This window comes from Caballeronia sp. LjRoot31, assembly GCF_964253885.1.
Lineage (GTDB): Bacteria > Pseudomonadota > Gammaproteobacteria > Burkholderiales > Burkholderiaceae > Caballeronia.
This window is the reverse complement of record NZ_CAXURX020000002.1, coordinates 401,177-427,755: the sequence shown is the minus strand read 5'-3', so window position 1 is coordinate 427,755 and position 26,579 is coordinate 401,177. Positions and strand designations below refer to the sequence as shown.

The 26,579-nt window shown below is 60.1% G+C and carries 22 protein-coding genes and 1 pseudogene; 14 read left to right on the top strand and 9 right to left on the bottom strand.

Annotated features, from left to right (window positions below; all coding sequences use genetic code 11):
* Window positions 1-639 precede the first annotated feature (639 nt).
* Window positions 640-879 (bottom strand): annotated as a pseudogene (locus ACSQ8V_RS20245) (LrgB family protein); the annotation flags it as partial.
* Between the two features lie 250 nt (window positions 880-1,129).
* On the opposite strand from ACSQ8V_RS20245, the gene ACSQ8V_RS20240 reads away from it, so the two are divergent.
* From ACSQ8V_RS20240 to ACSQ8V_RS20230, 3 genes are all read left to right on the top strand, one after another.
* A complete protein-coding gene (locus ACSQ8V_RS20240) occupies window positions 1,130-2,629 on the top strand; it encodes an RAD55 family ATPase (RefSeq protein WP_436206930.1) in 1,500 nt (499 codons plus the stop codon).
* A complete protein-coding gene (locus ACSQ8V_RS20235) occupies window positions 2,626-2,982 on the top strand; it encodes a response regulator (protein WP_436206929.1) in 357 nt (118 codons plus the stop codon). Before ACSQ8V_RS20240 ends, ACSQ8V_RS20235 begins: the two co-directional genes overlap by 4 nt.
* Before the next feature lie 109 nt (window positions 2,983-3,091).
* Window positions 3,092-3,346, top strand: a complete 255-nt coding sequence (locus ACSQ8V_RS20230) for a CsbD family protein (RefSeq protein WP_213767963.1) — start codon at window positions 3,092-3,094, stop codon at window positions 3,344-3,346.
* Between the two features lie 116 nt (window positions 3,347-3,462).
* On the opposite strand, the gene ACSQ8V_RS20225 is transcribed toward ACSQ8V_RS20230, so the two are convergent.
* Both ACSQ8V_RS20225 and ACSQ8V_RS20220 read right to left on the bottom strand, forming a co-directional pair.
* Window positions 3,463-3,783 carry a hypothetical protein gene (locus ACSQ8V_RS20225; RefSeq protein WP_436206928.1) on the bottom strand — a complete coding sequence of 107 codons (321 nt, stop codon included), beginning with the start codon at window positions 3,781-3,783 and terminating at the stop codon, window positions 3,463-3,465.
* 113 nt (window positions 3,784-3,896) lie between these two features.
* Window positions 3,897-5,396 (bottom strand): AarF/UbiB family protein, encoded by a 1,500-nt coding sequence (locus ACSQ8V_RS20220; RefSeq protein WP_436206927.1) that lies wholly within the window; start codon window positions 5,394-5,396, stop codon window positions 3,897-3,899.
* Window positions 5,397-6,559: 1,163 nt separating this feature from the next.
* Between ACSQ8V_RS20220 and ACSQ8V_RS20215 the strand changes: the two genes are divergently transcribed.
* Both ACSQ8V_RS20215 and ACSQ8V_RS20210 read left to right on the top strand, forming a co-directional pair.
* Window positions 6,560-7,150, top strand: coding sequence for a hypothetical protein (locus ACSQ8V_RS20215; RefSeq protein ID WP_436183398.1), 591 nt, complete (start codon window positions 6,560-6,562; stop codon window positions 7,148-7,150).
* A 310-nt stretch (window positions 7,151-7,460) separates the two neighbouring features.
* Window positions 7,461-7,826, top strand: coding sequence for a hypothetical protein (locus tag ACSQ8V_RS20210; protein ID WP_047845755.1), 366 nt, complete (start codon window positions 7,461-7,463; stop codon window positions 7,824-7,826).
* A 100-nt stretch (window positions 7,827-7,926) separates the two neighbouring features.
* On the opposite strand, the gene ACSQ8V_RS20205 is transcribed toward ACSQ8V_RS20210, so the two are convergent.
* A complete protein-coding gene (locus ACSQ8V_RS20205) occupies window positions 7,927-8,250 on the bottom strand; it encodes a porin (protein ID WP_436207971.1) in 324 nt (107 codons plus the stop codon).
* A gap of 140 nt (window positions 8,251-8,390) precedes the next feature.
* On the opposite strand from ACSQ8V_RS20205, the gene ACSQ8V_RS20200 reads away from it, so the two are divergent.
* The 5 genes from ACSQ8V_RS20200 (at window position 8,391) to ACSQ8V_RS20180 (ending at window position 15,809) form a co-directional block, all read left to right on the top strand.
* Window positions 8,391-9,227, top strand: a complete 837-nt coding sequence (locus tag ACSQ8V_RS20200) for an alpha/beta fold hydrolase (protein ID WP_436206926.1) — start codon at window positions 8,391-8,393, stop codon at window positions 9,225-9,227.
* Window positions 9,228-9,348: 121 nt separating this feature from the next.
* Window positions 9,349-10,599 (top strand): NRAMP family divalent metal transporter, encoded by a 1,251-nt coding sequence (locus ACSQ8V_RS20195; RefSeq protein ID WP_436206925.1) that lies wholly within the window; start codon window positions 9,349-9,351, stop codon window positions 10,597-10,599.
* Window positions 10,600-10,989: 390 nt separating this feature from the next.
* Entirely contained in the window at window positions 10,990-11,961 is a 972-nt protein-coding gene (locus ACSQ8V_RS20190; RefSeq protein ID WP_436206924.1) for a ferritin-like domain-containing protein, read from the top strand.
* Between the two features lie 741 nt (window positions 11,962-12,702).
* Window positions 12,703-14,454 (top strand): ABC transporter permease, encoded by a 1,752-nt coding sequence (locus ACSQ8V_RS20185; RefSeq protein WP_436207970.1) that lies wholly within the window; start codon window positions 12,703-12,705, stop codon window positions 14,452-14,454.
* A gap of 11 nt (window positions 14,455-14,465) precedes the next feature.
* Complete coding sequence (locus ACSQ8V_RS20180; protein ID WP_436206923.1) at window positions 14,466-15,809, top strand: ABC transporter ATP-binding protein; 1,344 nt, start codon at window positions 14,466-14,468, stop codon at window positions 15,807-15,809.
* Window positions 15,810-16,967: 1,158 nt separating this feature from the next.
* Here ACSQ8V_RS20180 and ACSQ8V_RS20175 read toward each other — a convergent pair.
* Window positions 16,968-18,368, bottom strand: a complete 1,401-nt coding sequence (locus ACSQ8V_RS20175; protein WP_213768178.1) for a PLP-dependent aminotransferase family protein — start codon at window positions 18,366-18,368, stop codon at window positions 16,968-16,970.
* A 149-nt stretch (window positions 18,369-18,517) separates the two neighbouring features.
* Here ACSQ8V_RS20175 and ACSQ8V_RS20170 point away from each other — a divergent pair, with 149 nt between their 5' ends.
* Window positions 18,518-18,826: a DUF2917 domain-containing protein gene (locus tag ACSQ8V_RS20170; protein WP_213768176.1), complete on the top strand. Its 309-nt coding sequence runs from the start codon at window positions 18,518-18,520 to the stop codon at window positions 18,824-18,826.
* 62 nt (window positions 18,827-18,888) lie between these two features.
* The gene (locus tag ACSQ8V_RS20165) at window positions 18,889-20,127 is read left to right on the top strand and encodes a pyridoxal-phosphate-dependent aminotransferase family protein (protein WP_436206922.1); all 1,239 of its coding nucleotides are present in this window, start codon (window positions 18,889-18,891) and stop codon (window positions 20,125-20,127) included.
* A 22-nt stretch (window positions 20,128-20,149) separates the two neighbouring features.
* On the opposite strand, the gene ACSQ8V_RS20160 is transcribed toward ACSQ8V_RS20165, so the two are convergent.
* The 4 genes from ACSQ8V_RS20160 to ACSQ8V_RS20145 form a co-directional block, all read right to left on the bottom strand.
* On the bottom strand, window positions 20,150-21,061 hold the full coding sequence (locus ACSQ8V_RS20160; RefSeq protein ID WP_213768173.1) for an ABC transporter permease: 912 nt from the start codon (window positions 21,059-21,061) through the stop codon (window positions 20,150-20,152).
* A gap of 1 nt (window position 21,062) precedes the next feature.
* Window positions 21,063-21,977, bottom strand: coding sequence for an ABC transporter permease (locus tag ACSQ8V_RS20155; protein ID WP_436207969.1), 915 nt, complete (start codon window positions 21,975-21,977; stop codon window positions 21,063-21,065).
* 83 nt (window positions 21,978-22,060) lie between these two features.
* Window positions 22,061-23,299 (bottom strand): ABC transporter substrate-binding protein, encoded by a 1,239-nt coding sequence (locus ACSQ8V_RS20150; protein WP_213768186.1) that lies wholly within the window; start codon window positions 23,297-23,299, stop codon window positions 22,061-22,063.
* A 139-nt stretch (window positions 23,300-23,438) separates the two neighbouring features.
* Window positions 23,439-24,497, bottom strand: a complete 1,059-nt coding sequence (locus ACSQ8V_RS20145) for an ABC transporter ATP-binding protein (protein ID WP_436206921.1) — start codon at window positions 24,495-24,497, stop codon at window positions 23,439-23,441.
* A 337-nt stretch (window positions 24,498-24,834) separates the two neighbouring features.
* Between ACSQ8V_RS20145 and ACSQ8V_RS20140 the strand changes: the two genes are divergently transcribed.
* Window positions 24,835-25,821: a polysaccharide deacetylase family protein gene (locus ACSQ8V_RS20140; RefSeq protein ID WP_436206920.1), complete on the top strand. Its 987-nt coding sequence runs from the start codon at window positions 24,835-24,837 to the stop codon at window positions 25,819-25,821.
* Window positions 25,818-26,549 carry a GntR family transcriptional regulator gene (locus tag ACSQ8V_RS20135; protein ID WP_213768169.1) on the top strand — a complete coding sequence of 244 codons (732 nt, stop codon included), beginning with the start codon at window positions 25,818-25,820 and terminating at the stop codon, window positions 26,547-26,549. Before ACSQ8V_RS20140 ends, ACSQ8V_RS20135 begins: the two co-directional genes overlap by 4 nt.
* The last annotated feature ends 30 nt before the right edge of the window (window positions 26,550-26,579 follow it).

Sequence of the window (26,579 nt, the reverse complement as noted above, 5' to 3'; positions counted from 1 at the left end):
AAAGCGGAAAATGCATGAAGAGGCTTTTTAAAGTCTCATCATCGCCTGAAAACACTTACCGGTTTGAAACGATTCATGAAGCGATTCATGTAACGGGGCATTGCATAAGCATTGCGGAATTCCTGCCGTGTTTTATATATCGTGACGCAGGCGCGCGTGCTCCTGACCGGCCGTTCGAGCGTGCTGGTCGCCGGCTGAACTGATGGGCGAGAAGATGCGCGCATCGACCGGGTGTGTCGGCACTGCGGAAAAGATTCCTCGATCCGCTTTGAAAGCGAACGGCGCGCCCGAGTAGATGCGTGGATCGACGGACCTTGCCGCCATGCTCGGCGAGACCTGGAACAAAACACCCAACGCAACCAGGCTGGCAGTCGTGAAAACTGAACGGAATGAATGTGAATGAAATGAACAGACATGCAAGGACATGAGAAAGACTCGCGCAAAAAATGCCTGCGCGCGAACAACCGCTGAACCGCGTACTCGTGACAGGCGTGAGACAGGAGAGGAATTCGCGTGTGCTGATAACAGCGCTCGCGACCAGCCAAGATGAGACCATCTCCGTGCCGTCCGAACCATGAGCAAGTTCCGAATTTCTCCTATACGGCCTTGATCGTTTCAATTCTCCGCAGGTCAGTTGATTCAGCGCAAAACCATCGGCAACAAGACCGGCATCACGAATGCCGTGAACAATCCGTTCAAGCCCATGCCGAGGCCGGCGAATGCGCCCGTTTCGTCGCTGATCTGGAAAACGCGCGCTGTCCCTATGCCATGCGATGCCACGCCAGGCGCAAACCCTCGCACATCGGGCTCTTCGATACGTAAAACGTCGAGGCTCGTGCGTGCCGATAGCACCCCGAACACGCCAGTGCAAATCACCAGCCGGTGGCGCGACACAACTCGACAAACGCGACCGGGCGCGAAAAGTGCGCGCAATCAGGCTGATGCGGCAGGGCTGATGCCGCGCGGGCTCGGATCAAGCTCTCAACTCCCGATTCCGGTCGATTTAATCCGGTCGATTCAATCGACGCCTCCATGAAAATTTACAAATTCCGACATCGCCCGCCATCTCGGCGATAATCCGTTTCTACGCGACATACGAACGAGCCGAGCGACGGCACACGAGATCTCCATGACCGACCAAGCCACTCCATCCAGCCCAACCGATTCCGACCGGAACACCGTGACAACCGGCGTGCCCGGCCTTGACGACATACTCGGCGGCGGCCTGATCAAGGGCGGGTTGTATCTGATCGAAGGCATGGCAGGAGCGGGCAAGACCATCTTGTCCACGCAGATCGGTTTTCATCGCGTGGCCGAGGGTGACCCGGTGCTGTACATCACGCTGATCGCGGAGTCGCATTCGAAGCTGCTGTCGCATCTGAAAGGGCTGTCGTTCTACGACGCCGACGCTATCTCGGACAAAATGCTGTTCGTGTCCGGCTACCACGAACTGATGCGCGACGGCCTGAACGGTTTCCTCGCATTGATCGCGTCGACCATCAAGACAAGCCGCCCGCGTTTCATGGTGATCGACGGTTTTCGCAGCGCCCGCGAATTCAGTTCCACCGAGCTGGAGTTGTCGCAGTTCATCCACGAATTGAGCGCGTTCGTGACGGCCGCGGGCTGCACGACGCTGATCCTCGCGCCGCTGTCAGGCAACGAGCCGCATCCGGAACATACGCTCGTGGACGGCCTGGTCGAACTCAACCGTTTCGCCACCGGCATGCGGCGCGCGCGCGAAGTGGAAGTGCATAAACTGCGCGGCCGCGATCATCTGCTGGGACGCCACTTCTTCAAGATCACCGCCGACGGCCTCGTCACGTTCCCACGCCTGGAAGCACGCGCGAAGCTGCTTGAAGGAGCGCCGGACCTGAAGTCGAAGCTGGCGTTCGGCTTCCCCGACTTCGACGCCATGCTCGGCGGCGGCGTGGTGAAAGGCTCGACTACGACGCTGATCGGGCCATCGGGGATCGGCAAGACGCTGCTGTCGCTGAAATTTCTGGAAGCCGGCGTAGCTAACGGCGAGCGCTGCGTGTATTTCGGCTTTTACGAGTCGCCGGAGCGGCTGGTCGCCAAGGCGGAATCCGTGTCCATCCATCTTGCCGATGCAGTCGCCGACGGCCGTCTGATCGTCGAATGGCGGCCGTCGGTGGAACTCGCCATCGACGAACTGGCGGCCGAGCTGATTGCGGTAGTGAAGCGTGCGGGCGCGTCGCGGCTGGTGGTGGACGGGATTGAGGGATTCCACGATTCGGCGAACCGCATGGAGCGTTTCGGGCTGTTCCTGAACGCATTGACGCACCGGCTGCGCCAGGAAAGCATCACGACGCTGCTCACCGAGGAGCTGCCGCTTTATGCCGATATGGCGCATGGGGGCTCGATCCGCGCGTCGGCGATGACGGAGAACATCGTGTTGATGCGATATGTGGAGACAACCACCTCGCTGTACCGGATCATCTCTGTTATCAAGCAGCGCGAAAGTGCCCACGATTCGTCCATTCGCCGCTTCGTCATCGATGAAAATGGCTTGCGTCTCACGGACGGTTTCATCGGCAAGACCACATTGTTATCGGCGCGCGGCACGATCCCGTTCACGCCATCCGACCCGGACTCCGGCACGCGGACATGAAAAAGATCCTCGTCGTAGACGATGAATTTGACCTGCTGACCACTTGGCGGCTTGTGCTTCAGATGGAAGGATACGAGGTCAGTACGGCGTCAAACGGCTTGTTGGCGCTCGAGTCAGTGCGCGCCAACAAGCCCGACCTGATCATCACGGACTGGATGATGCCCACCATGGACGGCGTCGCGTTATGCCACGCACTCGCCGCCGACGACACCCTCGCGCAGATTCCCGTCGTGCTATCCAGCGCCGCCGCGCGCACGCCGGCGGTCACGCACCCGCACCTCGAATTCCATCGGAAGCCGCTTTCCATCGATGAACTCGTCGACATCGTCGCGCGGCTGATCGGCACGGCCTGAGGGCAATCCGCGTAGGAAGGTATGACGCCTGGGCACGATCCCTGCTCAATCAAAACGCTCCGGTTAGCCGGATTCTTCATAAACCGCTTCAACTAGAACGGGAGGCACCATGGTGCAGGATCAGGTAGAAGGCGCGGCGCAAACCGTCGTGGGCAAGGTGCAGGATGCGGTCGGCGGTTTGACCGGCGACACCGCGACGCAGGCTGAAGGCAAAGCGCGCCAGGTGCTCGGCAAGATTCAGCTTAACTACGGCGAAACCATCGACCAAGTCCGTGAGGCGGTCATCGCAAAGCCGATCAACGGCGTGCTGGTAGCAGGTGCAATCGGATTCGTGCTCGGCGCGATCTGGGCACGGCAACGGTAAGTTGAGCGCCATGGGTTGTGTGAAAAACGGCTGGCCGTGCTGAAAAGTGCGGCCGGTTTTTTTGTGTCCTGACCGGCTCATTTTCAGACCAGCTCCAGGGAGCGGGCGCGGTTCCGCTATTTCGGCGGCTTGTCGTCCTTGTCATTGGTCGCGGGCATCGGATCGACCGGCGTCTGTTTCGAAACCCCTTCCGGCTCGGAACTGTGCGATCCGAACCCACCGCTGCCACTCGCTTCGGGTGTGTTGCCGCTGCCGAGCGGGACTTCGGCAGTCTGCTTTGGATCCTGTGTGAGATTGCGGCCGTCAGGCTCGCCAGGTTCTGCTTTCGCGCTCGATGGCCTCGCTGCCTGGCGTGTGTCACCGCCAGTGCCGGAGTCCCCAAGCGGTTTGCTGTTATCGAGGTCGCGTTGCGTAGTGGCCGGTTGTGTCGTGGTCATTGTGTGCTCCTGTCCTGACGGTTTGAGGTCCCATCAGCCGAGCAATAGACGTTCCTTGTGATGCTTTCCCGAGCTTTTTACCCGCTCCGAGCGACCGGAATATCAAAGCACAGCTACCGCGCGGAACGCGAATCCGCATTGCGGCGGTTTTGTCGCGTCACCCAATCCGCCAGCAGATTCGGCACGCGCGGCAACGCGTGCGGCCAGTGCACGGCTTCCTTCGCCAGTTGCGCGACGAGGCCATGCGAACTGAACTGATCCAGCGCCAGACGCATGATCACTTTGCGCGCGATCGGCCACACGTCGATATCCGGAGCAATCCGCCGCGCCATTTCCTCGATGCTCTGCGCCGAGCGCGCAAGCAACGCCGCCCGGGACGCGATGCCCGTATGGGCGTCGCCAAAGGCGTGTTCCAGCGGTCCTTTGCCCAGTGCGGTAAAAAGATCGGCGGCTGTCCGATGCCGATGGGCATCGCCGGCAAAACGCTCCGCCTCCCGCCGATACGTCGCTTCCACACGCACCGCATGCTGCGTCTCGTGTTCGTCGGGCCGGCCATGCCGCATGTGTTCACGCGCAGCCGCCTTGTGATCGCCGTGCAACAACGCGTTCGACCCGGCAACGAGGAAACTGCGCTCGTGCGCGGCGAAAAACGTGAGGGGCGAATCTCCGTCAAGCACGAGCGCCCCAAAGGTTTCCGGTTCGATGCTGACCGCGGCACCCGCCGCTTCAAGACCGGCATGGAACACGCCCTCGCTGAGCGCCGTCTCGAAAAAAACCTCGATCCACGTGGCAATCGATTGGGCCGGGTCCAGGCCGTGGGCGCGCAGCGCATCGGCGTCCGAAAGCGGCACGCTGCGCACGGCGCGCGTGACGAGCGCCGTGTCGCTGCAAAAATCCCAGAGTACTTCGGGCACGACGACGCGCGAGTCGTTGTTCACCTCACGCAACCGGTAGCGGAGAAAGCTTTGATCGGCGGCGCGCTGGCGCAAATCGAGCATCCCGGTCACCGACTCCGTCAGGCGTGCGATCAGCGCGCCCACGTTCTGCTCCCGAACCTCACGTGAAAAACGCCCGGCCAAACGCGCCGCCGAGTTCGCCACATCCAGGTCTTGCACCAGTTCGGCGCGTGTATCGATACGGATCAACGTGACGCGTACGGCCACCGGCGGTGCGCTCGCGTTGATGCGAGGGGGCGCATCCAGCATGATCAGCGCGCGATGCGTCTGCCGCGCTATTCCACAGCGTTCAGGCTCGGCGTCCACATCGATCAACGCGGCAGCCCGTCCGGGCGGCAACGCAGACTCCAGGGCCCGGCGCAGCGGCGCGTCTTTCAGCGGCGCCTTGAGGGTATCCAGTTCGGCGAGCGCGACGCGCACCGCCGTCTCGGCCAACCCCGGATGTTGCGCCAGCAGGCCCGACGCCATGGTCAGCACACCGGAGAGGTTCTGCAGCACCGGCACCCGCTGGGCCAGACTGGTGGCGCCACGGCTACGCACGCCGGCGGCGAACGAGCGCAAGACGCGATGGATAGGGGCATCGGCGGCGGACTTTGCGCGGCTTTCCCGCACGAACAGCGTCGCGAGGCGCCAGATTGCACGCACGCGCTGCGTCATGGGTTCACCCGGCACATGCTCGAATAGCTGATTTTTCGCTCCTTGGGTGAGGTGGATAGAGTGGAAGGCAGGGGTGCCCGCGTAAGTAAAACCTCAAGAGAACAATCCTTGCGTAATTCACGTTGGTCGCGCAAGCGTTTGAAGATTTCTCATGGATAACACTCAGGCTACCGGCGGCTTGAACAACATCACACAAGATAGAACAGAACAGGCCGGCGCGTCGAACCCAGGCTGGGCGATCTGCTGCATTCATCGGCGAGCTGCTTGCAAGCCAGCACGGTCCAAAGCTAACTCTCCAGCATGCGGCTCAAGCGGCCATTCATCACGGACAATGTAATTGTGACGCTAAACAGAGCACATTGATTATCTAAACGTTTTAAACACGGCCTCCTGGCACATTATCAATTCACGGCACTGTTTCAAATTTCGATATTTAATCACCAGTTTTTCACACGGGCCTCATCACACCAGAGGACGACCGATGCAATGGATTGCGCCGCGTTTCCCATATGTGCACCAATAGTCCGATTTGGCTTAAATCACGACATATACCGCCGCGCGTTAAAATCCGTGAAGACCGCTTCGTGCGGCCTTTTTCAACCGCGAATGCATATCCCCGCCGGCGTAGCAGGTGCCGGCCAATCCATAGCGATCCCTGCACCATTTCTCGAGATGGGTCAAAATGCGCGACGGTCTGGGATAACTTGCCGGTTTGATTCTTCTGGTCATTAGACGAAACACCTGCGAAAACATGCAAACGTTTTAATTGTTTCCATTTTGAAGAACCTTCATGGCATCTGTGAATAATTTACGCATTTTCAAAATCCAGATATCGGTTTCTTTTCTCGAACCCGGCTTGAGGATTATCAAATAGAGTATCCGACCGTGAGCGCAGGCAGTTTAAAAACTGCAACGCATAAAAAATCTATTTCGACGCAGTAAACGTTACTGCCAATCGGACCGGAAATTTTCTCGTTTCGATGGAAGCTACAGGCTCCCGAATAAGCAAAATTGACCGAAATTATCGGATCGTCCGAAATGGTATCTATTCAGACGCATTGTTTCCTTCTCCTGCCTGCCTCTGCGCGATAGCGTCGAACCTAGCAACGGTTCTCGATAAATCTCACTGTCGTGATTGGCACGTTGCATGCTTACTTGGACGCATGAAACAGTTTTTTGTCATTTTTTGTCCACTTTTGATTATCACTATGCTAACTACTCCAGTGATCGAAACACACCTTAATGCCTTCCATGAGGTCATTGCGGAATGCACCGACCTCAAAAGCCGTGTTGAGACGGAGCGAGTGGCGGTATCGGCAATTACAGCCGCGATTGTCAATGCAAGTGAAACCCTCGCCAGGCGAGGTTACATGACGCCGCAAAAGGTGGAAGGACTAACCCTCTCGATAGAAGAGAACGCGCTCGACCTGAAAGCGGCGCTCGATGAAGTCGATGCCTCCCTTCTTACGGCCATCGGTCCCGTCGAGAAATTCGCCGCCGTGACCGAACGCATGAGGACGGCCCAGAGAGTGGCGCTTCCGGTCCACGTCACGACGGCAGCGGGTCAATCAGAAGGCGTGGAGGCACTGATGTTCGATTCAATGGCGGCCCGGCATTCCGCCTTGTGCGAGCATCTATTGGAAAGCGTACGGGAACTGGCCAACAAAGCCACGTACCGGCTCGACGACCTGCGGGAAAAGATCGACCGGCTGCAGTCGTCCTATGGAGAAATGACTGCGGCGATGGCATCCTGAAGCGCCGCCCGGCGTTGCTTGCGGACGTTACATCGGCAAGAACAGGCGTATGACCGGGGGAGTGGAGACACGATCCTCCATGCGTCGACGAAGGCGCCCCGCTCAAGCACTTTTCCCGGCACCGCCATGCAAAAGCCGGCTGAGACGGCTCGGGGCGCCCCCTCGGCCGGGAGCAAGCTCGCTGCGGCGCCTGTTCGCCGGCGAACGCCCGGCGGAAATGGAGGATTCCGCATTGCACCGTAGCGTGCTATCGTTTTCATGCCGGAATCAGAACGTCCGGCACACGTCAATCATCTTCGTGAGCTCCGCCATGAACGATGTACGCCACAATCTCAGCCCGACCGACCGCGTGGAATTGCTCTGCTGGCTTACCTGCGGAAGCCTCGGCGCTTATTATCTGAACGGCTCCTGGCCCACTGCGGCTTTTCACGTACAAGCGGCTCACAAGTGGCTGGACAGGCATAAGCGCCAGGCTGAATGGCTCGCCATCGCGAAGCTGTCAGCCATTGCAGCCGACCTCGCCCAGCGGCACTCGGAACTCGTGGATGCCGACTGGGCCCGCGATGCCGTGGAAGAGATTCTGGACAGCGACGACCTCAATTATCAATCGGAGCTGGTGTTGCGCGTCCTCGATGAATGCAAGCGCGCGCTCGCCGACAAACGGCCGGCCGACTGACCCGGAAAAACCCAAGGGCCTTCGTTGATCGAGAATCATCGATTTGACGAAAGCCCCCTTCCTTGAAGCGCTTTGCTGCGCCGGCTTCAATGCGTCGGCTTTAAGGCATCGGCTTCAGAACTTTGTGCGCATGCCGATCCGGATTGCCGTCGACGAATCTCCCGATCCGACATATAGCCCGTTGGAAAATACGGGGTGCCGGGCCACCGCCGAGAAACACAGGCGCCGCGCCGCCCGATACCGCCGCCAGGATTTTCGCTGCCTGACAACCCCAGCGATTCGACTGGATCGAGCCGTCGTTCGCCACGAAGGTCCCGTGCCCATTCAAATTGCTGAAGTACGTGATACCAGCGTCGATAATGCCGACCAGGGTAACGCTGCTCTGCGCGTAAGCGCAGGGGGCCGACATCGCCGATACGGCCAGTACTGCGGCGCTGCGACATCCTGGTCGCTGAAGACCTGCCGAAAACCGCGACTGATAAAATCCAGAGATTTAAATCACGCGAGCCGGCCCTTGATGCCTGAATGTCCCTCTCCGCCCTCTCCATTGCCCGGCTGCGAGTCATGGACCGATTAGACCAGCACATCCCTGCAATCGGCCTGGCCGATCTGCCCGCAACGGGCGATCGGGAATCGCTTCGTCTCGAGTATCAATGGTTGAATGCCGGCCAGCCCGATGCTCCTGTCGCCGTCTTCTTGCACGAAGGGCTCGGCTCCATTTCCATGTGGAAGGACTGGCCGCAGAAGCTATGCGAACAACTGGGGTTGCGTGGCCTCGTCTATTCGCGACCGGGTTATGGCAGCTCGACCCCACGCGCACCGGACGTTAAATGGCCGGTCGATTTCATGCAACGGCAGGCTCATGACGTCCTGCCCGCATTGCTCGACGTCCTCGGCATAGACAGCGCCGAACGCACCCGGATGTGGGTCATCGGTCATAGCGACGGCGGTTCTATCGCGTTGCTTTATGCGGCGGCTTTCCCTGACGCGCCAGGTGGCGTGATTGCGATTGCGCCGCATGTATTCGTTGAAGATGTATCGGTCAAGGCGATCTCGGAGGCAACCGCCCTGTACACGCAAGGCGATTTGCGGGCCAGGCTGTCGCGTTATCACGCTGACGTCGATTCAGCTTTCTACGGATGGAACGATATCTGGCTGAATCCCGAATTCAGGCACTGGAACATCACGGACCGGCTGTCTTCCATCCGGTGCCCTCTGCTCGCCGTACAAGGACACGACGACGAGTACGCAACCATGGCGCAGATCGACGCCATCGCGTCGCATGTGCCGCAGGCACAGCTCGCCAAGCTCCCGGCGTGCGGACATTCTCCGCACCGTCAGTGCCCCGCCATGCTCGATGCCGCGATCGCGACCTTCGTCAGAAGTATCAGGAGTAGCTGATGCTCCGGCACGAACCAGGACCGCTGAAGGACGCGTGAAGGGCACGATGTGCCGGCTTGGGAAGACCGAAATCTCGATACAATCGGTCACCCTCTACACGCTTCGTTTCCTTTCAAAACGCATGACTGGTTCCTCGCTGCTCAAACCGAAGGTTTCACCCAGTCTGCGTTGGCTCACCCTGTGGGGACCCGGCCTGCTCGTCATGCTCGCCGACTGCGACGCCGGTAATGTGGTGACCGCGGCGCAGAGCGGCGCGCAATGGGGCCCTCAGCTACTACTGGTCTTGCTGGCACTCATCCCCCTGCTTTACATGGTCCAGGAGCTCACCGTGCGGCTGGGTATCTTTACCGGGATGGGTCATGGAGAGCTGGTTCGCGCGAACTTCGGTCCTGGTTGGGCATGGGTCTCGGCCGTCGGGTTAGGCATCGCCGTACTCGGCTCGCTGGTGACGGAGTTCACCGGGGTCGCCGGCATAGGAGAGATGGTCGGCGTCTCGCGGTCCGTCACGTTGCCGCTCGCCGCCGCGTTCCTGGTGGGCATTGTGTTCACCGGCTCGCATAAACGCGTGGACAAGTTCGCCATCGTCATTGGCGCTTTCGAACTGTCCTTCTTTGCGGTCGCGTGGCACGCCCACCCGGACATCCCCGGCATGTTTCGCCAGATGACCCAGCTTCCGCTCTCCGATCATCATTACGGTTATCTCGCGGCTGCATTGATTGGCGCGACCTTCAATCCCTGGATGATCTTCTATCAGCAGGCCGCAGTGGCCGATAAAAAGCTGGGCGCCCAGGACTATTCCGCGGCCCGAATCGAAACTGCCGCCGGTGCGGTTCTCACGCAGTTGCTCACAGCAGCGGTACTGGTCGCGGTCGCGGCAACGCTGTCGAGAGACGGTCAGCGACACGCTTTTCAAAGCGTGGGAGAAATCAGCGATGTCCTCGCGACAGCAGTGGGACCGCACGTCGGACGTTTTCTGTTTGGCGCGGGTGTCCTCGGGGCATCGATGGTGGCGGCCATTGTCTGCTCGCTGTCGCTCGCGTGGGGGCTGGGCGAGGTGGCGGGATACAAGCGCTCACTTGAAGACCGGCCCGGGAGTGCGCCCTGGTTCTATGGGGTGTATGTGGCCTCGGTCGTTGGCAGCGCGACCGTCGTGTGGCTTGCGCCCAACCTCATTTCGCTGAACGTGGCCGCCCAGGTGGTCAACGCGCTGATGTTGCCGCTGGTAGTGGGTTTGCTGATCGCGCTCAGCGTGACCGCGCTGCCACCTCAGCACCGGCCTCGCGGCGTTTACCTATGGCTTGTATGCGGCATTGCCACGCTGGTGTCCGCGGCCGGCGTACTCGGCGCTGGCCTGAGCTTTTTCTCGCGATAAGCATCCGCGTCAATCCCGGACTGCTTGCAGCGCCACATACCTCTTTGGCATGGACGTCGGTATTGAATGCCGGACACGTCTTTGCATTCCGTCAAAACGACCATCTGAAAAAATTCACCGTCGTTCACCGGGTAATCACTCGAAATATTTTTGATCGCGCACGCATCCGTCTCGCGGTCAGCGTGCGTATCCACCCGTACGTGACATGAGAGGCGCCGGATCAGCTCTGCTGCTCCGCGTCGTGCTTCGTCACGCGTTCGTGATTCACGTTTGACACAGGCAGCTCGCCTGGCGCCTCGTCGTCTGCTGTCCGCTGCTCTTTCCGTCTCGGGCTTTCATCGGACGCAGTCGCCGTATTGGTTAGTTCACAGAACGGTTCAAGGAGATATCATGTCAGAAAATTCAAAGGTCATGGATGTGCTCGTGCAGCGCGCCGACAAGCTGGCAAGACGCAGACAGTTCTTTAGAAGCGCAGGGGGCGTCGGGCTTGGACTTATCGGCGGCACGATCCTTGGCGCATGTGGCGGCGGCTCCTCGGGTGCATCGGCGCAAAGTAGCGGCCCGACCGATCCGGAAATACTCAACTTCGCACTGAACCTCGAATATCTCGAAGCAACCTTCTATGCGTACGCGACTACCGGCGCGGGCCTGCCAGCGAGCCTGGTGAGCGGTGCGGGCACGCCTGGAACGGTCATCCCGGGCCATGCAGTGACCTTCTCCGATCCGGTAGTCCAGGCGTATGCAAACGAGATCGCCAAAGACGAACTCGAACATGTCACGTTCCTGCGCACGGCGCTCGGTGCGTCGGCGGTCGCCATGCCGGCCCTCGACGTCGGCTATCAAAGTCCGAACGGGGCGTTCTCCAAAGCGGCGCAAGCGGCCGGGCTGGTTCCTGCGGGCACGGCCTTCGACCCTTATCTGAACGACGAGACCTTCCTGCTCGCCGCCTTCATTTTTGAAGACGTCGGCGTGACGGCCTATAAAGGCGCCGCGCCGCTGATCACGAACAAGACCTATCTGGAAGCAGCCGCCGGCATTCTGGCAGCGGAGGCGTATCACGCCGGTCTTGTGCGCACGGTGCTTTATTCAAAAGGTATTGCTAACCCGGCGCTCGGCCTTATTGCGTCGGCTAATGCAATCTCCGCTGCACGCGACGCGCTCGACAACGTGGGCAACGATGACCAAGGCATTTCCGGAGCAACGGCAGGCAGCTCGAACATCGTGCCGCTTGATTCCAATGGCCTCGCGTTCAGCCGCAATTACCCGAATGTCCTGAACATCGTCTACCTGACGAATGCGGCGGTCACGCAGGGCGGATTCTTCCCGGCGGGTGTCAACGGCGATCTGCACATGAGCGCCTGATCGTAGGCAGGAACATCCCCGGCTTCACCGCGCTGATTTCCACCCAAGTGGTGGAAATCAGCGCGTTTTTATATGCCTTGACGATTGAAATGAAGGCTCCGAATAATAAAGCATAACTAAATTTCTTAAATCGACACGGCACGAACCAAACCATGCACTGAGTAAAACCAAGACGACCCTTGCCATCGCACTACGGCAGCGTGAACGCTGATATCACCGCCAAGCCGGCAAAACCGCATTCATCCCATTCTCCAGGTATCCGTAAGGGAAACGAAATACTCCCGTTGCGCCTCAGCCTTCAAACAGCCGACAAGCACCCTCATGCACACACGCATTAAGCAGACGCTGACCCGACTCCACGCACTCCGTTGCGGCGCTCACATGCGCGTGATCCTTGACAGACGATCGTTTTAACCGCAGCCCGCCCGGCAAAAATGGACAAGTTACGCCTCCGAGGTTGTGCCTGAAACACGGTTTGTAGTAGTGTCGGGCCGTCCAGAAAGAACGGTCGAAATTACCCGGACAAATCATGTCCGGACAAGTCGCGCGCACGCTGTCGCTTAGCCGCATTTCTTAACGATCAAAGCTTACAGTTCATGTTTTTATCATGGCCTGGCCGCATGCCAATGCCTTCTTATTTATGTATGCGTATGCATTGGTGAATCAATGCATGACGGCATTCAAGGCTCGAAGCTCAAAGAGCACGTCGTCATGTTTCAAGCATCGCTGTTCGGAGAATATATGGACTTCGGATTCAACCTGAACCGCACGGCTAACGCGTCTGCCTGGCGGCTCTTGCCTAATCGATGGGACTTCGTCGCCTTCCCCCTGATCATCTGCCTGATTGCGATGGCGGCTATCGGCTTCCATCAGACCATGGCGCCTATCGCCACGCTTAAGGCCCAGGCGATCTCGCTCGCGCCATCGAACCTGCCTGAATACGCGCTGCGCACGACCTTGCGTATGCTCGCCGCCATGATCGCTTCGCTGGTCTTCACGCTGATCTACGGCACCCTCGCGGCCAAGAGCCGCCGGGCGGAAAAAGTGCTGGTTCCGATCCTGGATATCCTTCAGTCGGTTCCGGTCCTGGGCTATATCTCGTTCACGGTCACGTTCTTCATCGCGCTGTTTCCAACGCGCGTGGCGGGTGCCGAATGCGCGGCGATCTTCGCGATCTTCACGAGCCAGGCGTGGAACATGACGTTCAGTTTCTACCAGTCATTGCGCACGATGCCGCGAGACCTGGAGGAAGTCGCTCGCAGCTTCCACCTGACCGCATGGCAACGATTCTGGAAACTGGAAGTCCCCTTCTCGATGCCGGGCCTCATCTGGAACATGATGATGTCGATGTCCGGCGGCTGGTTCTTCGTGGTTGCCTCTGAGGCCATCACGGTCGGCAACAATACGATTACGCTGCCGGGCATAGGTGCGTACCTCGCGCAGGCGATCACCGAAAAGGACATGGGCGCGGTAGGCTGGGTCATCCTCACGATGACCGTCGTGATCCTGGGCTACGACCAGCTGCTGTTTCGTCCGCTCGTTGCCTGGGCCGACAAATTCCGCATGGAAACAACCAGTTCCGGTGTCGCCCCGGAGTCGTGGGTGCTTGGCCTGGTTCGACGCACACATCTGATTCACCGCTTGCTCGTGCCGGCCGGCTGGGTCTTCGCCACCGCCGCCCGCGTCCCGCTGCGCATGCCCTCGTTCGATCGCGCGAATTTGCGTGTGACGAAGCGCCGGGCGCCGTCGCGCTTCGGCGACATCATCTGGAGCGTCGTGGTTATCGCGGTCACGCTTTATGTGGTCTGGCGCGTGGTCAGCTACGTGCGCACCGGCGTGGATCTCGATGAAGTCGGCCACGTGCTGGTCCTCGGCCTGATTACGCTGCTACGTGTGGCGATCCTCATCGCGATATCGTCGGTGATCTGGGTCCCGCTTGGCGTGATGATCGGATTGCGTCCCGCGCTCGCCGAGAAAGTGCAACCGCTCGCACAATTCCTGGCGGCGTTTCCGGCGAACCTGTTGTTTCCCATCTTCGTGATCGTGATTGTCCGCTTTCACCTGAACCCCGATATCTGGTTGTCGCCGCTCATCGTGCTCGGTACGCAGTGGTACATCCTGTTCAACGTGATCGCGGGCGCGACGGCTTACCCGAACGATTACCGCGAGGTGGCGGCCAACTTCCGGATTCGCGGCTGGCAATGGTGGCGCCAGGCCATGCTGCCGGGCATCTTCCCGTATTACGTGACGGGTGCGATCACGGCTTCAGGCGGTGCGTGGAACGCCAGTATCGTCGCCGAGTTCGTGCAGTGGGGCGACACCAAGGTGGCCGCGCATGGCCTCGGCGCTTACATCGCGCAGACCACCGCCGCGGGCGACTATCCGAAGATCATCCTGGGCATCGCCGTCATGTCGTTGTTCGTCACGCTTTTCAACCGCCTGCTGTGGCGCCCCATGTTCACCTTTGCCGAAGCCAGGCTTCGAGTCGATTGAGGATCCATTCCATGCCAAATTCAGACTTCAACGTCGCCTCCCCCACTACGCCGACAAGCCCTGCTCCCCGTGCGGCCCAAGAGATCCTGAGCGTCAAGGGCGTGTCCCGGGGCTTCAAGAAAAGCCAGGGCGACCTGCTCGTGCTCGACGACGTCAATCTCTCCTTGCGCGAGGGTGAAATCGTCGGCTTGCTCGGGCGCTCGGGCTCGGGCAAGTCAACGCTATTGCGGATCATTGCGGGCTTGATCGAGCCGACCACCGGCGACGTCACTTATAAAGGCAAGCCGCTCGAAGGTCCCGCCGACGGCGTCGCGATGGTGTTCCAGACCTTCGCGCTGTTCCCGTGGCTGACAGTGCTTCAGAACGTGGAAGCGGGGCTGGAAGCGCAGGGAGTGGGCGCTGCGCCTCGACGCGCGAGAGCGCTTGCGGCAATCGATCTGATCGGGCTCGACGGTTTCGAGAACGCGTATCCGCGTGAGTTGTCGGGCGGGATGCGCCAGCGGGTGGGATTTGCACGCGCGTTGGTAGTGGACCCCACGTTGTTGCTGATGGATGAGCCCTTCTCCGCGCTCGACGTGCTGACGGCCGAGAACTTGCGTACCGATCTGCTTGACCTCTGGACGCAGGGCAAGATGCCGATCAAGTCGGTGCTGATCGTGACGCATAACATTGAAGAAGCGGTGTTCATGTGCGACCGGATCATGGTGTTGTCGTCGAATCCGGGCCGGGTGATCGCCGAGATCCAGGTGCCGTTCAAGCATCCTCGCAATCGGCTGGACACGGCGTTCAGATCCCTCGTCGACGAGATCTACGCCAAGATGACCGCGCGGCAATCCGGCGAGGCGACCAAGCAGACGCTTGAGTTCGGCAGCCGGTTACCGCATGTGTCGACCAACCTGCTGGCCGGCCTGATTGAAACGCTCGCAGCAGCTCCGTACAACGGGCGCGCGGACATGCCGGTGATCGCGCGATCGCTGCATCTGGAAGTCGACGACCTGTTTCCGATCGCGGAAATGTTGCAGCACCTTGGTTTCGCCGAACTGCGCGAAGGGGATATTTATCTGACGCCTTCGGCTCATGTGTTCGCCGACCTGGGCACTCATGAACGCAAGATGATGTTCGCCGAGCATTTGTTGAAGCACGTGCCGCTGGCCGCGCGCATCAAGAAGGTGTTGAACGAGCGACCGGGACATCGGGCTCCGCGGGTGCGCTTTGAACAGGAGCTGGAGGATTTCCTGACCGATGGCGCCGCGGAAGATACGCTGGATTCGGTGATCAATTGGGGGCGTTATGGCGAGGTGTTTTCGTACAACGACCAGACCGAGCTGTTCAGCCTGGAAGACGTGGAGACGTGATTGGGGGGGCAAGGGGGGGTGCTCGCGCCGGTGGACGGGGTTTGGGGGGCTGGTGCGAGGGGGCTTGGTGGTCAGGGGTTAGTGCTTTCGGCGTTAGTGGTCGGGGTCTATGCCGGGTTGGTGCTTTCGGCCGTGGTGGTCTGCATGAGTCGGATTTTCTCTTTATCACTATTAGCCACTGTGCGTGGCGGCACGTCATTTCTTTGTCCAAAGCGACAAAGAAACGAAGCAAAGAAACCGCTTTTAAACCACGCTACCCTAAGTGTCCACAGCGTGCAGTTTCTATTCATAGGTGCCCCAAAAGCACGGTGCTCGCCAGAGCGAAGGATGTTTGAACCCCTCCTTCTCGCGAATCCTGACATGAACACGCTTCGCCCCCTACGCTCTCGGGCAAGCACCATTCGCCCGGCAACCCGCTCGGCCCCACCCGCATTTAAGGCTTCGTTTCTTGGTAGGCTGGGTGAGTGGCTTGCGCTGGAGGGCCCCCGTGGCCAGCTTCGCCAATCACCCCGCGCTATCCGCGGACAACCAACCACCAGATTAGTACGCACTTCGAACAATATTACTAACCCGCACAAAAACGAGGCCATCGAAATGCGCGAGGCCATAGTAGGCGAAAATAAGGTGCAGGCCGCGCAAGCAATCCAAAAAGAACGAAGCTTTAAATATGCGTCCGACCGTAACCTGCAAAGACGACCGCGCCAACTACGCCGCCAACCTGCCAAGCCATGACGCAGTGAAGACTGCGTGAGGCCGTGTGGGTTCCTTAGCAATTGTGCTTGCCCGAGAGCGTACGGGGCGAAGCGTGTTCGTGTCAGGATTCGCGAGAAGGAGGGGTTCACACATCCTTCGCTCTGGCGAGCACCGTGCTTTTGGGGCACCTATGAATCAAAACTGCACGCTGTGGACACTTAGGGTAGAGCGGTTAAAGCGCTTTCTTTGCTTCGTTTCTTTGTCGCTTTGGACAAAGAAATGACGTGCCGCCACGCACAGTGGCTAACAGTGATAAAGAGAAAATCCGACTCTCGGAGACCACCACGGCCGAAAGCACCAACCCGGCATAGACCCCGACCACTAACCCCAAAATCCCCCCCGCCATAGCCCCAGAACCGCTAACCCCAGAACCTAAAAACCCCCGTCCACCGGCGCGAGCGAACATCAACCTCCCCCCATAAACTCAAAAAACCGGATCGCACGCGCATCGTCGGTATGAGCCGTATTGATCCGCACCCACGCCGACACCTCACCATTCGGACGGTAGTAGCTCCCCGGCGCAAGCGTGATACCAAATTTCAACGCGTGCTCGACCAGGACCATCGAGTCCTCTATTCCGGGCACACGCGTCCACACAAAATTGCCGCCACTGGGTTCATCGAACACCTCCCAACCGTTCTCCTCAAGACGCTGAACAGCCGTCGACAGTGTGTCGTGAATGCGCCGCCGCAAACGCTCGAGATACTTGCGGTACGTGCCGCGCTCAAGCAACGCCGCCACCACGCATTCGCTAAAGCGCGAACCGCCCAGACTGGTGAGCACCTTCACATCGACCAGATCCTTGATCAGCTCGCGCTTGGCCGCCAGATAACCGATCCGCAACGACGACGACAACGTCTTCGACAACCCGCCCACGTAAATCACATGATCGAGCTGATCCAGCGATGCAAGCCGTTGAGTCGGCGTTGCCTGGAAGTCTGCATAGATGTCATCTTCCACGATCATGAAGTCGTGCTGCTGCGCGAGTTGCAGCAACTTGAACGCAACTTGTGGTGCGACATTCGTCGCGGTCGGGTTATGAAACACAGTATTGATGAAGAACAGTTTCGGCTTGATGGTCTTGAGCAAATGCTCGGCAACATCAACATCCGGCCCGCTCGCCAGACGTGGAACGCCGACAATCCTGACGCCCTGCAGCTTGAGCAGTCCGAACAAGTTGTAGTAGCCAGGGTCTTCAACGAACACGGTATCGCCCGGCTTCAGCATGAAGCGGACAATCAGATCGAGCGCCTGGCTCGCACCGCTCGTGACAATGACGTTCGAGATGTCCGCCTCAATGCCGACTATCGAGAGACGCATCTGGATCTGGTGCCTCAGGTTCGCATCGCCATGCGGCATGGCGTAGTCGATCACGCAGCTCGGGTCCATCCGCATGACCTGACGCACGGTCTGGGCAATGCCCTCGATGTCTCGCCACGCTTCAGGCACGAAGCCGCTGCTCAGCTTCAAGGTCTCGCCGGGATAGTTGAACTGCTGCAGGATCTGATGCGATTCTTCCTCGGCAAGACGAGGGTCCGAACCGCCCGACGCGCCGCTCTCGCCCCCCACGTGATTCGCCACATAGAAGCCCGAACCATGCTTCGGCACAATCAACCCCAGTGACGAAAGCCGGTCATATGCCTCGATAACCGGAAAGCGGCTGATCTGCTGGGTAGCCGCGAGGGCACGGATAGACGGTAGCTTCACACCAGCCAAAAGCTGCCGCGAGCGGATCAGGCCCGAAATGCCGGTCACAAGCTGATCGGTCATGGGAACGCCATTATGCGGATCGATGACGAGGTTCATCGCGTGCGTGATCTCTTCAAGTGTGCAGGGAAAATCACTGAACAGTACGGCACAACTGTTCGCGACTGTACATTCCTAAGATTGGAGTTTAAATAAATAATGCAGTCAAGAGGCCGTCTCTCTGTGAGCGGCCGTGATGGGAGAGGGACATGCGTGAAATCCGGACCTTGGAGCAGGAACCCCATGATGCGCCAGCCTGCTGGCTCATCGATCGGCCTCATACCCTGACGGTTTGCCGGGGTACGGTGTGGCTGACCATTGAAGGCGAGTCGGAAGACTGGTGGCTGCGGGAAGGCGAAACGCTTGAGCTTGCGCCGCGTTCGAAGGTCTGGATCAGCACATCCGAGCCAAATAGCCGTTTCGTTTTGGCCTCGGCGCCGGTATTCTCACCCACTCGGCGATTCGCTTTCTACTGGTTGCTGATCCGCTTCGGCCAGCGCAGGACGCGGGCAATGTGAACGGATCGCGGCCGCGGCCCGCCGCTTAGCCATCCGATAACGCCTTTATTAAACGAAACCTGATGAACGACCGATACCCCCTTTCCGCAGATTCCGGCATGCCGGATACGTTCAGCATCGCGTGTCCAACGGTCCTGCCGCTCTCTTCAATTCTTCCCGAAGAACCTCTGCTGATGATGGGCGCCGGCCCCGTACCCATCCCCGACGCCGTGGCGAAAGCCAACGGCGTCGTGATCAACCACCTTGGCTCGACCATGGCCGCGGTTATCGGTCAGGTCAAGACAATGGCCCGGTATGTGTTCCAGACCGAATCGAAATGGGTGATGGGCGTGGCGGGACCGGGATCGGCTGCCATGGAAATGGCGATCACGAATCTCGCGTGGAAAGGCTCGCGCGTGCTCTGCATCTGCAACGGCTTCTTCAGCGAACGCATGGCGGAGATGGCGAGGCGAACCGGCGCTGAAGTGGAAACGCTGAACGTGGTCGACGGTACCGCGGCGGACACGCAGCAAGCGGCGGACGCTATCGACCGGTTTCGTCCGGAGATCGTGACGATCGTACATGGCGAGACGTCCAACACCGTCTGGAATCGCAGCCTCGAATCGATCGCCTCGGTCGCCCGCGCCGCTGGCGCGCTGGTGATTGTCGACGCGGTCTGCACGCTGAGCACCATGCCGCTGCCGATGGACGCATGGGGTATCGACGCCGTGATCACCGGGGGCCAGAAAGGGTTGTCATCGATCCCGGGCGTCTCGCTGCTCGCGTTCTCTGAAGCGGCCTGGCAACGCATCATGTCGCGTCCGGTCCCACCCACGCATTGGTGCCTCGACGCGGCGCTGGCAACGAACTTCTGGCACAACGCGTCCTACCATTACACGGCGCCAGTGTCGGGCGTGCTCGCGCTCCATGAGGCGCTGCGGCTGGTTTGCGCCGAGACGCTCGAGCGCCGGTTCGCGCGCCATCTGCGATGTTCGAACGCGCTGCAAGCGGGCGTTGAAGCGTTGGCGCTGAAGCTCTATGTTCCGAAGCCGAGCCGGCTGAATTCGGTCGTGGGTATCGCGTTGCCGCAGGGCGTCAGCGGTTCCGATGTGTGCGCCCATATCTCGCGCCATCATCATGTCGAGATTGCAGGTTCGTTCGGCGCACCGATCGTACGGATCGGTCAGATGGGCGAGCAATGCCGCGAGCATCATCTCTTCAGGACCATCCATGCACTCGGCCGGACGATGATCGACCTCGGCGTGCCAGTGGATCTTCCCGCCGGCGTGGCCGCGCTGGAACGGTCGTTATCGGCGGCGTGATCCGCAACGGAGCTTTCGACCGTCAGCCTGCAAGCGCCCTCGACCGTCGGCGGCTCAGCCACTGAACCGTCAGAAGCCCCACCACCATCACTGTCAGCGACAGCATCGTGGTCATCGTGCCGAGCGCGTAGATCACGGGCGTGGTGACGGAAGTCGTGAGTCCCTGAAGCTCCAGCGGCAGCGTGTTCTGGTCGCCGATAGCCTGCGACGTGCGCGCGATCTCATCCCACGACAACGTGAAGCCGAACATCCCGACCCCAATCACCGACGGCCCGATGATCGGCAACACTACATGGCGAAAGCTCTGCCAGGGCGACGCGCCAAGGTCGCGGGCCGCCTCTTCATACGCCGGGTTGAAGCGGTTGAACACAGCAAACATCACGAGCAATCCGAAGGGCAGCGTCCACGTCAAATGTGCGCCGAGCGCCGAGGTATAAAGGCCCATCGACGTAGTGTAGTTGTCGACGAATGATTGATGGCCCCACGCGCCGGCAAGATACTTGACGCCGTTATCGAGCAGCCGGAACGTGAGCCCGATTCCCAGCGACACGATGATCGACGGCATGATCAGGCTCGCGACGGACACATAGAACACGGCAGTGTCGCCGCGAAAGCGCTTGCGAAACGCGAGCCCTGCCGCAACCGAGAACAGCACCGTCAACACCGTGACGACTGCGGCAAGACGCACCGAGCGTCCGAACGCGGCCCAGATGTCGATGTCGCCCACGCCTTGACGCAATACTGCGAACCAGTGCAGCGAAACACCGCGCATGGGGAACGTGAGACCGCCTTCCGGTCCCTGGAACGACAGGATGAAGATAGTAATGATCGGGCCGTAGAGGAACAGCACGAACAGCCCGAACACCAGCGCGAGCCAGTAGAAACTGGCGGGACGCCGCTCGCGGTGCTTCAGATTCAGACGAGTCGCGGCCATGTCAAAGCTCCTTGCGGATATCGACTACCCGCGTCAGCGCCCAGACAATCATCAGCACGACTGCCAGCAGGATGATCGCGTTGGCCGCGGCGGCAGGAAACTGGAGGTAGCCGGTCTGCACCTGAATGATCTTGCCGACCGACGCAATCTGCTGCCCACCCATCACGCCGACTGTCAGGAAATCGCCCATGACGATGGTGATAACAAAGATCGAGCCGATCACAATCCCCGTCTTCGACAACGGCAGCACCACTTCGCGGATCACTTGCCAGCCACTCGCGCCCGCGTCGCGCGCGGCTTCGAGCAGCGACCGGTCGATGCGCATCATGGCGTTGAAGATCGGCACGATCATGAAGAACGTATAGAGATGCACGAAGGCGAGCACGACCGAGAAGTTCGAATAGAGCAGCCATTCGAGCGGCTTGTCGATCATATGCGATGAAAGCAGCGCCTGGTTCACGAGCCCGTTGCGGCCGAGCAGCGGTATCCACGAGATCATCCGGATCACGTTCGAGGTCCAGAACGGAATTGTGCAAACGAGGAATAAAACCGTCTGCATACCTGATGAACGGACATGAAACGACAGGAAGTAGGCGATTGTAAAACCGATCACGAGCGTCACCACCCAGACGATTGCGCAGAATTTTATCGTCGACCAGTAGGTCTTGAAGGTCACGCAGACATCGGTCATCGAAGAACAGCCGTCGAAGATCGCCGCATAGTTCTTGAACGTGAACGCGGGGATGATCTGGTATTCGTTGAAGTCCCAGAAACTCACGATCAGCGTGATAACCAGCGGCACGAGAAAGAACAGGACGAAGGTCAACGCGAGCGGCGTCGCCTGGAGCCATGCGGCCGCACGCCGGTGCTTGACGGTCGCCTCCAGCGGCTGGATGGGAAGCTCGATCGATGCCATCGCGGTTTTACCTATTGGATAAACAGAGGTGGCCGGCGTGCATGAAGTACGCGACATGCACGCCGGCCTTGCGCTAAATCACATTAAGCCGCAATGAACTCGTTCCACTTCTGGACCATGTAGATGTTCTCGTCCATCACCGCGTTCCAGCACGCGATTGCCCCCATGCGCTGGTTATACGAACCGCCGTCGCGCACCGTGCCGACCTTTTCGAGCAACTGGCCGTCGGGCGCCTTGATGTCCTGCGCGGCCGGCTTGCCTTCGATCCAGTAGTCCCATTCATACGGCTGCATATGGGTCTTGGCGGTCTCGAGCACACCCGCGTAATAGCCCTGGCGCATGAGGTAAGCACCGGCCCAGCCGTCCTGGAACCAGTTGATGAACTCATAGGCTGCATCAAGCTTTCGGCCCTGCAATGAGCGCGGCAGCCCGAAGCCCGACGCCCACGATCGATACCCCTCCTTCAGTGGCTGGAACTTGCACGCAATTCCCATCGTGCGTACCTTCGTGACGGCGGGCGACCACATCGACTGGATCACGACCTCGCCGGACGCCATCAGGTTCACGCTCTCGTTGAAGTCCTTCCAGAACGCGCGAAACTGGCCGGCGCGCTTCGCCTCGATCAGGATCTTGATCGTCTGGTCGATCTCGGCCTTGGTCATGTTGCCCTTGTCGCCGTACTTGACATGACCCATTGCCTCGATTGCCATGGCCGAATCCATGATGCCGATCGCGGGAATGTTCAGGAGTGCGGCACGTCCCTTGAATTCGGGGTTAAGCAACTCGGCCCAGCTAGTGATCGGGCGCTTGATCAGGTCGGGACGGATGCCGAGCGTATCGGCGTTGTAGGTGGTGGGAATCAGCGTCATCCATTCGGTGGGCGTCGCGGAGAACTCAGTCGAGCGCGCACCCGTCAGGAACATTACCTTCTTCGGCGCCGTACCCTGGTCGCCGATCTTCTTGCCGTCGACCTCGCCACGGGTAAGCACCGGCGTGATCTTGTCGGCGAGCTTGATCTTTTTTACGTCCATGCCGGCCAGCGTGCCGGCGGGGATCAGCTTCTTCAGCGAGAAGTATTCGGTGTCGACAATATCGAATGAATTCGGCTGCGTGATGATCCGCTTGGCGACGTCGTCGGTGGTCACCGGGATGTACTGGATCTGGATGCCGGTATCTTCCTGGAATTTTTTCGCGATGTCCGAACTCTGGTTCACCGCCGTGCCAAGGTAGCGAAGCGTGATCTTTTCCTGCGCATGCACGTACGGAAACCCGGCAATTCCCGCCGCGGCTACCGCGCCTTTGAGCAAGGTGCGGCGCGACATACCCCTGGTTTCCGTCGTGGCGGCACTTGCAGGTGTCTCGCTCGTGGTCGGTTCGGACGGGTGTTCGTAACGCTCGGTCATGGCCATCTCCCTTGGTTGAAATTGTCGTTTGCTGCAACGTACAACGCAAAGCGGTCTCTTATGCGGCCAACGCATGGGCGTCCTGCTCGTTCCACCAGACCACGACACGCGCATCGGGTCCCAGGCGCTGCGGGTCGTATTCGTTATCGGGGAGCAGTGAAACCAGGTCGGGTGAACCGTCGAGCGGGGCGAGCGTCATGCGCAAATGGGTACCCTGATATTCGGTTTCGCGGACCGTGCAAGGGATCCCGCCGATACGGCTGAAGCCGGTTTCGCTCGCGGGTGACTGGACCGGCGTGAACCCGTGCGGTGCAATCCGCAGATGATCGGCGCGTACGGTAAACGCGCGGCCGTTGGCGCCGAGCACGTTATGTCCGCCGAGGAAACGCGCGACGAATTCCGTGCGCGGCCGGTTGAATACTTCGTAGGGCGAACCGCTTTGCTCAATGCGCCCATGGCTCATCACAACAACCATATCCGCAAGCGCCAGCGCCTCTTCCTGCGAGTGCGTTACATGCACGAACGTGATGCCCAGCTCCTTCTGCCAGCGCTTGAGTTCGGCACGCATCTGCACGCGCAGGAACGGGTCGAGTGCGGACAAGGGTTCGTCGAGCAGCAGGCAGCGCGGCTCATTGAGCAGCGCGCGGGCGAGTGCGACACGCTGCTGCTGGCCACCCGACAGTTGCGACGGCTTGCGTTCGGCATAGGCGCTCATCGCGACAAGTTCCAGCAGTTCACCCGCCCGCCGGCGGCGTACATCCTTGGCTACGCCGCGCATCTTCAGGCTGAACGCGACGTTGTCGAGCGCGGACAGATGCGGGAACAACGCATAACTCTGGAAGACCATCGCGGTGCCGCGCGTGGCGGGTTGCGCGCGCGTCACGTTGCGCTGGCCGATGAGGATGTCGCCGTCGCTGATCGACTCATGGCCGGCGATCATCCGCAACGTCGACGTCTTGCCGCAGCCCGACGGCCCGAGCAGGCAGCAGTACTGGCCGCCGGGAATCCGCAAGTCGATCGAATCGACGGCGAGCGAATCGCCATATTGCTTCGATACATGCACCAGTTCGATATCGGCGGGCTCGGTCTTAAGCACGGCTGAAGTGGGCTGACTCATAAGTACGAGCTCATGCAGGGCATTTCCTCAATAAAAGCGCCGGCGAGCGGCAATCAGGCGCAATCAGCGGCGGAGGCAATATCTCTGCGAGACCCCGAATGCAAGACATATGCCACTTTGTTCGCATATCGATAACTTTATTGCGAACCATCACCTCTATTGAACGTAGACGATATGGCGTGTAAATTGCACACAATTCGAAACCGAACTGTCGGCGATCAAACCCGCTAATTCGCACAATCGCGGTGCGCCGCGGGTCCGCCACGGGGCGCGATCCCCCAAAAAGGTTCACGCGCGGCACGTTGTCAGCACGTTTGTCACTCAGGGCTTTTTGTACATGGACACTATCCGCCACGCTTGCGCGTCGCACGATCCTGCGTTCGGTCCGCTCACCACGCATGGCCGTTTTCCATACCGGCCGATCACCGATACCGACGCGTTTCGTTGGCCGGGCGACACTGGCCTCGCGGTCTATCTCGGCTTCAACATCGAACATTTTGCGTTCGGTGAGGGACTTGGCGCGGCCCTCGGCCCGGTCTCGCCGCAGCCCGATGTGCTCAATTACAGCTGGCGCGAATATGGCAACCGCGTGGGCGTATGGCGCTGTATCGAACTCTTCGATCAGCTTGAACTGCCGTCGGGCACGCTGATCAATACATCGCTGTATGACCATTGCCCGGAGGTCATCGACGCCTGTCTCGCACGCGGCGACGAACTGATCGCACACGGCCATACGAATGCGCACCGCCAGAGCGACCTGGACGAAAACAGCGAACGCGCGTTGTTGCTGCACTGCCGCGAGCGCATCACCGCGCATGCCGGCACGCCGCCTTCGGGCTGGCTCTCGCCATGGATCTCCGAGTCCCGCGTCACGCCCGACCTGCTCGCGGAAACCGGCTACGGCTACACGCTCAACTGGTGCCACGACGACCGCCCGGTGCGCATGGCAACGCGCGCCGGTTCGTTGTGGTCCATCCCCTACCCGCAAGAACTCAACGACTTGCCGATGATGGTCGGCCGTCATCTCGACGCGCGCGACTTCGCCGACATGATCATCGACCAGTTCGACGAAATGCTCGAACAGGCGAACCGCAGCCGCCATCCGCAAGCGCTCGTGATGGGCATCGCGCTGCATCCCTACCTCGTCGGACAGCCCTATCGGCTGCGCCATTTGCGTCGTGCATTGCAGCACATTGCCGCCGCCCGCGCGAACGGCGACGTGTGGATGACAACACCCGGGGCAATCGCCCGTCATATGGACGAGATGGAGAGCGCGGGTCTCGTCGGCACGAAGAAACAGACCCTCCTTCCCGCAGAAAAATGACTCCGAAACCCGCATTGAAAGTGGCTGCAAAGCCGCCCCAAAAAACCGTGCCCGATACAGCGCAGGACGCCGATGCCCGCCTCTACCAGGCAATCTTCGACGGTGTGCTCAACCATCGCCTGACGCCCGGCACCAAACTTCCAGAGCCAGAGTTGTGCCAGTTGTTCGGCGTGGGCCGTGCAGTCGTGCGACGCGTGTTGGAAAAGCTCGCGTACGACGGCATCGTTGCATTGCGGCCAAACAAGGGCGCGGTGATCGCCGAGCCGACTCCCGAGGAAACGCGCGAGATTTTTGAAGCGCGCCGCTCGATGGAGCGCGTGCTGGTAGAACTCGCCGTGCAACGGGCGACCGCACGCGACATCAAGGAACTGCGCCGTCAACTAGCCGATGAGCACGAAGCCATGCATCGCTTCGACCAGCCTTCGTGGGCGCGGCTGGCGAGCGACTTTCACCTGCGTATCGCGGCGCTTGGCGGCAATTCGATCCTGCAACGCTACCTGACGGAACTGGTGTCGCGATGCTCGCTGATCGTGGGCGTCTACGAGCCGCCGGGCCACGCCCCCTGCGAGCACGAGGAACATGCGGCGATTGTCGACTGCATCGAAGCGCGCGATGCGGCCGGCGCCATTGCGCGCATGGAAGCGCATCTGCGCGAACTGGAAGAGCGCATTGAGACCTCACGCATGCTGGGCGAGAAGAGCCTCGGACAACTGCTCGGCATGAGTTGAATCCGAACGTCAAACCTAAGCTCACTGATC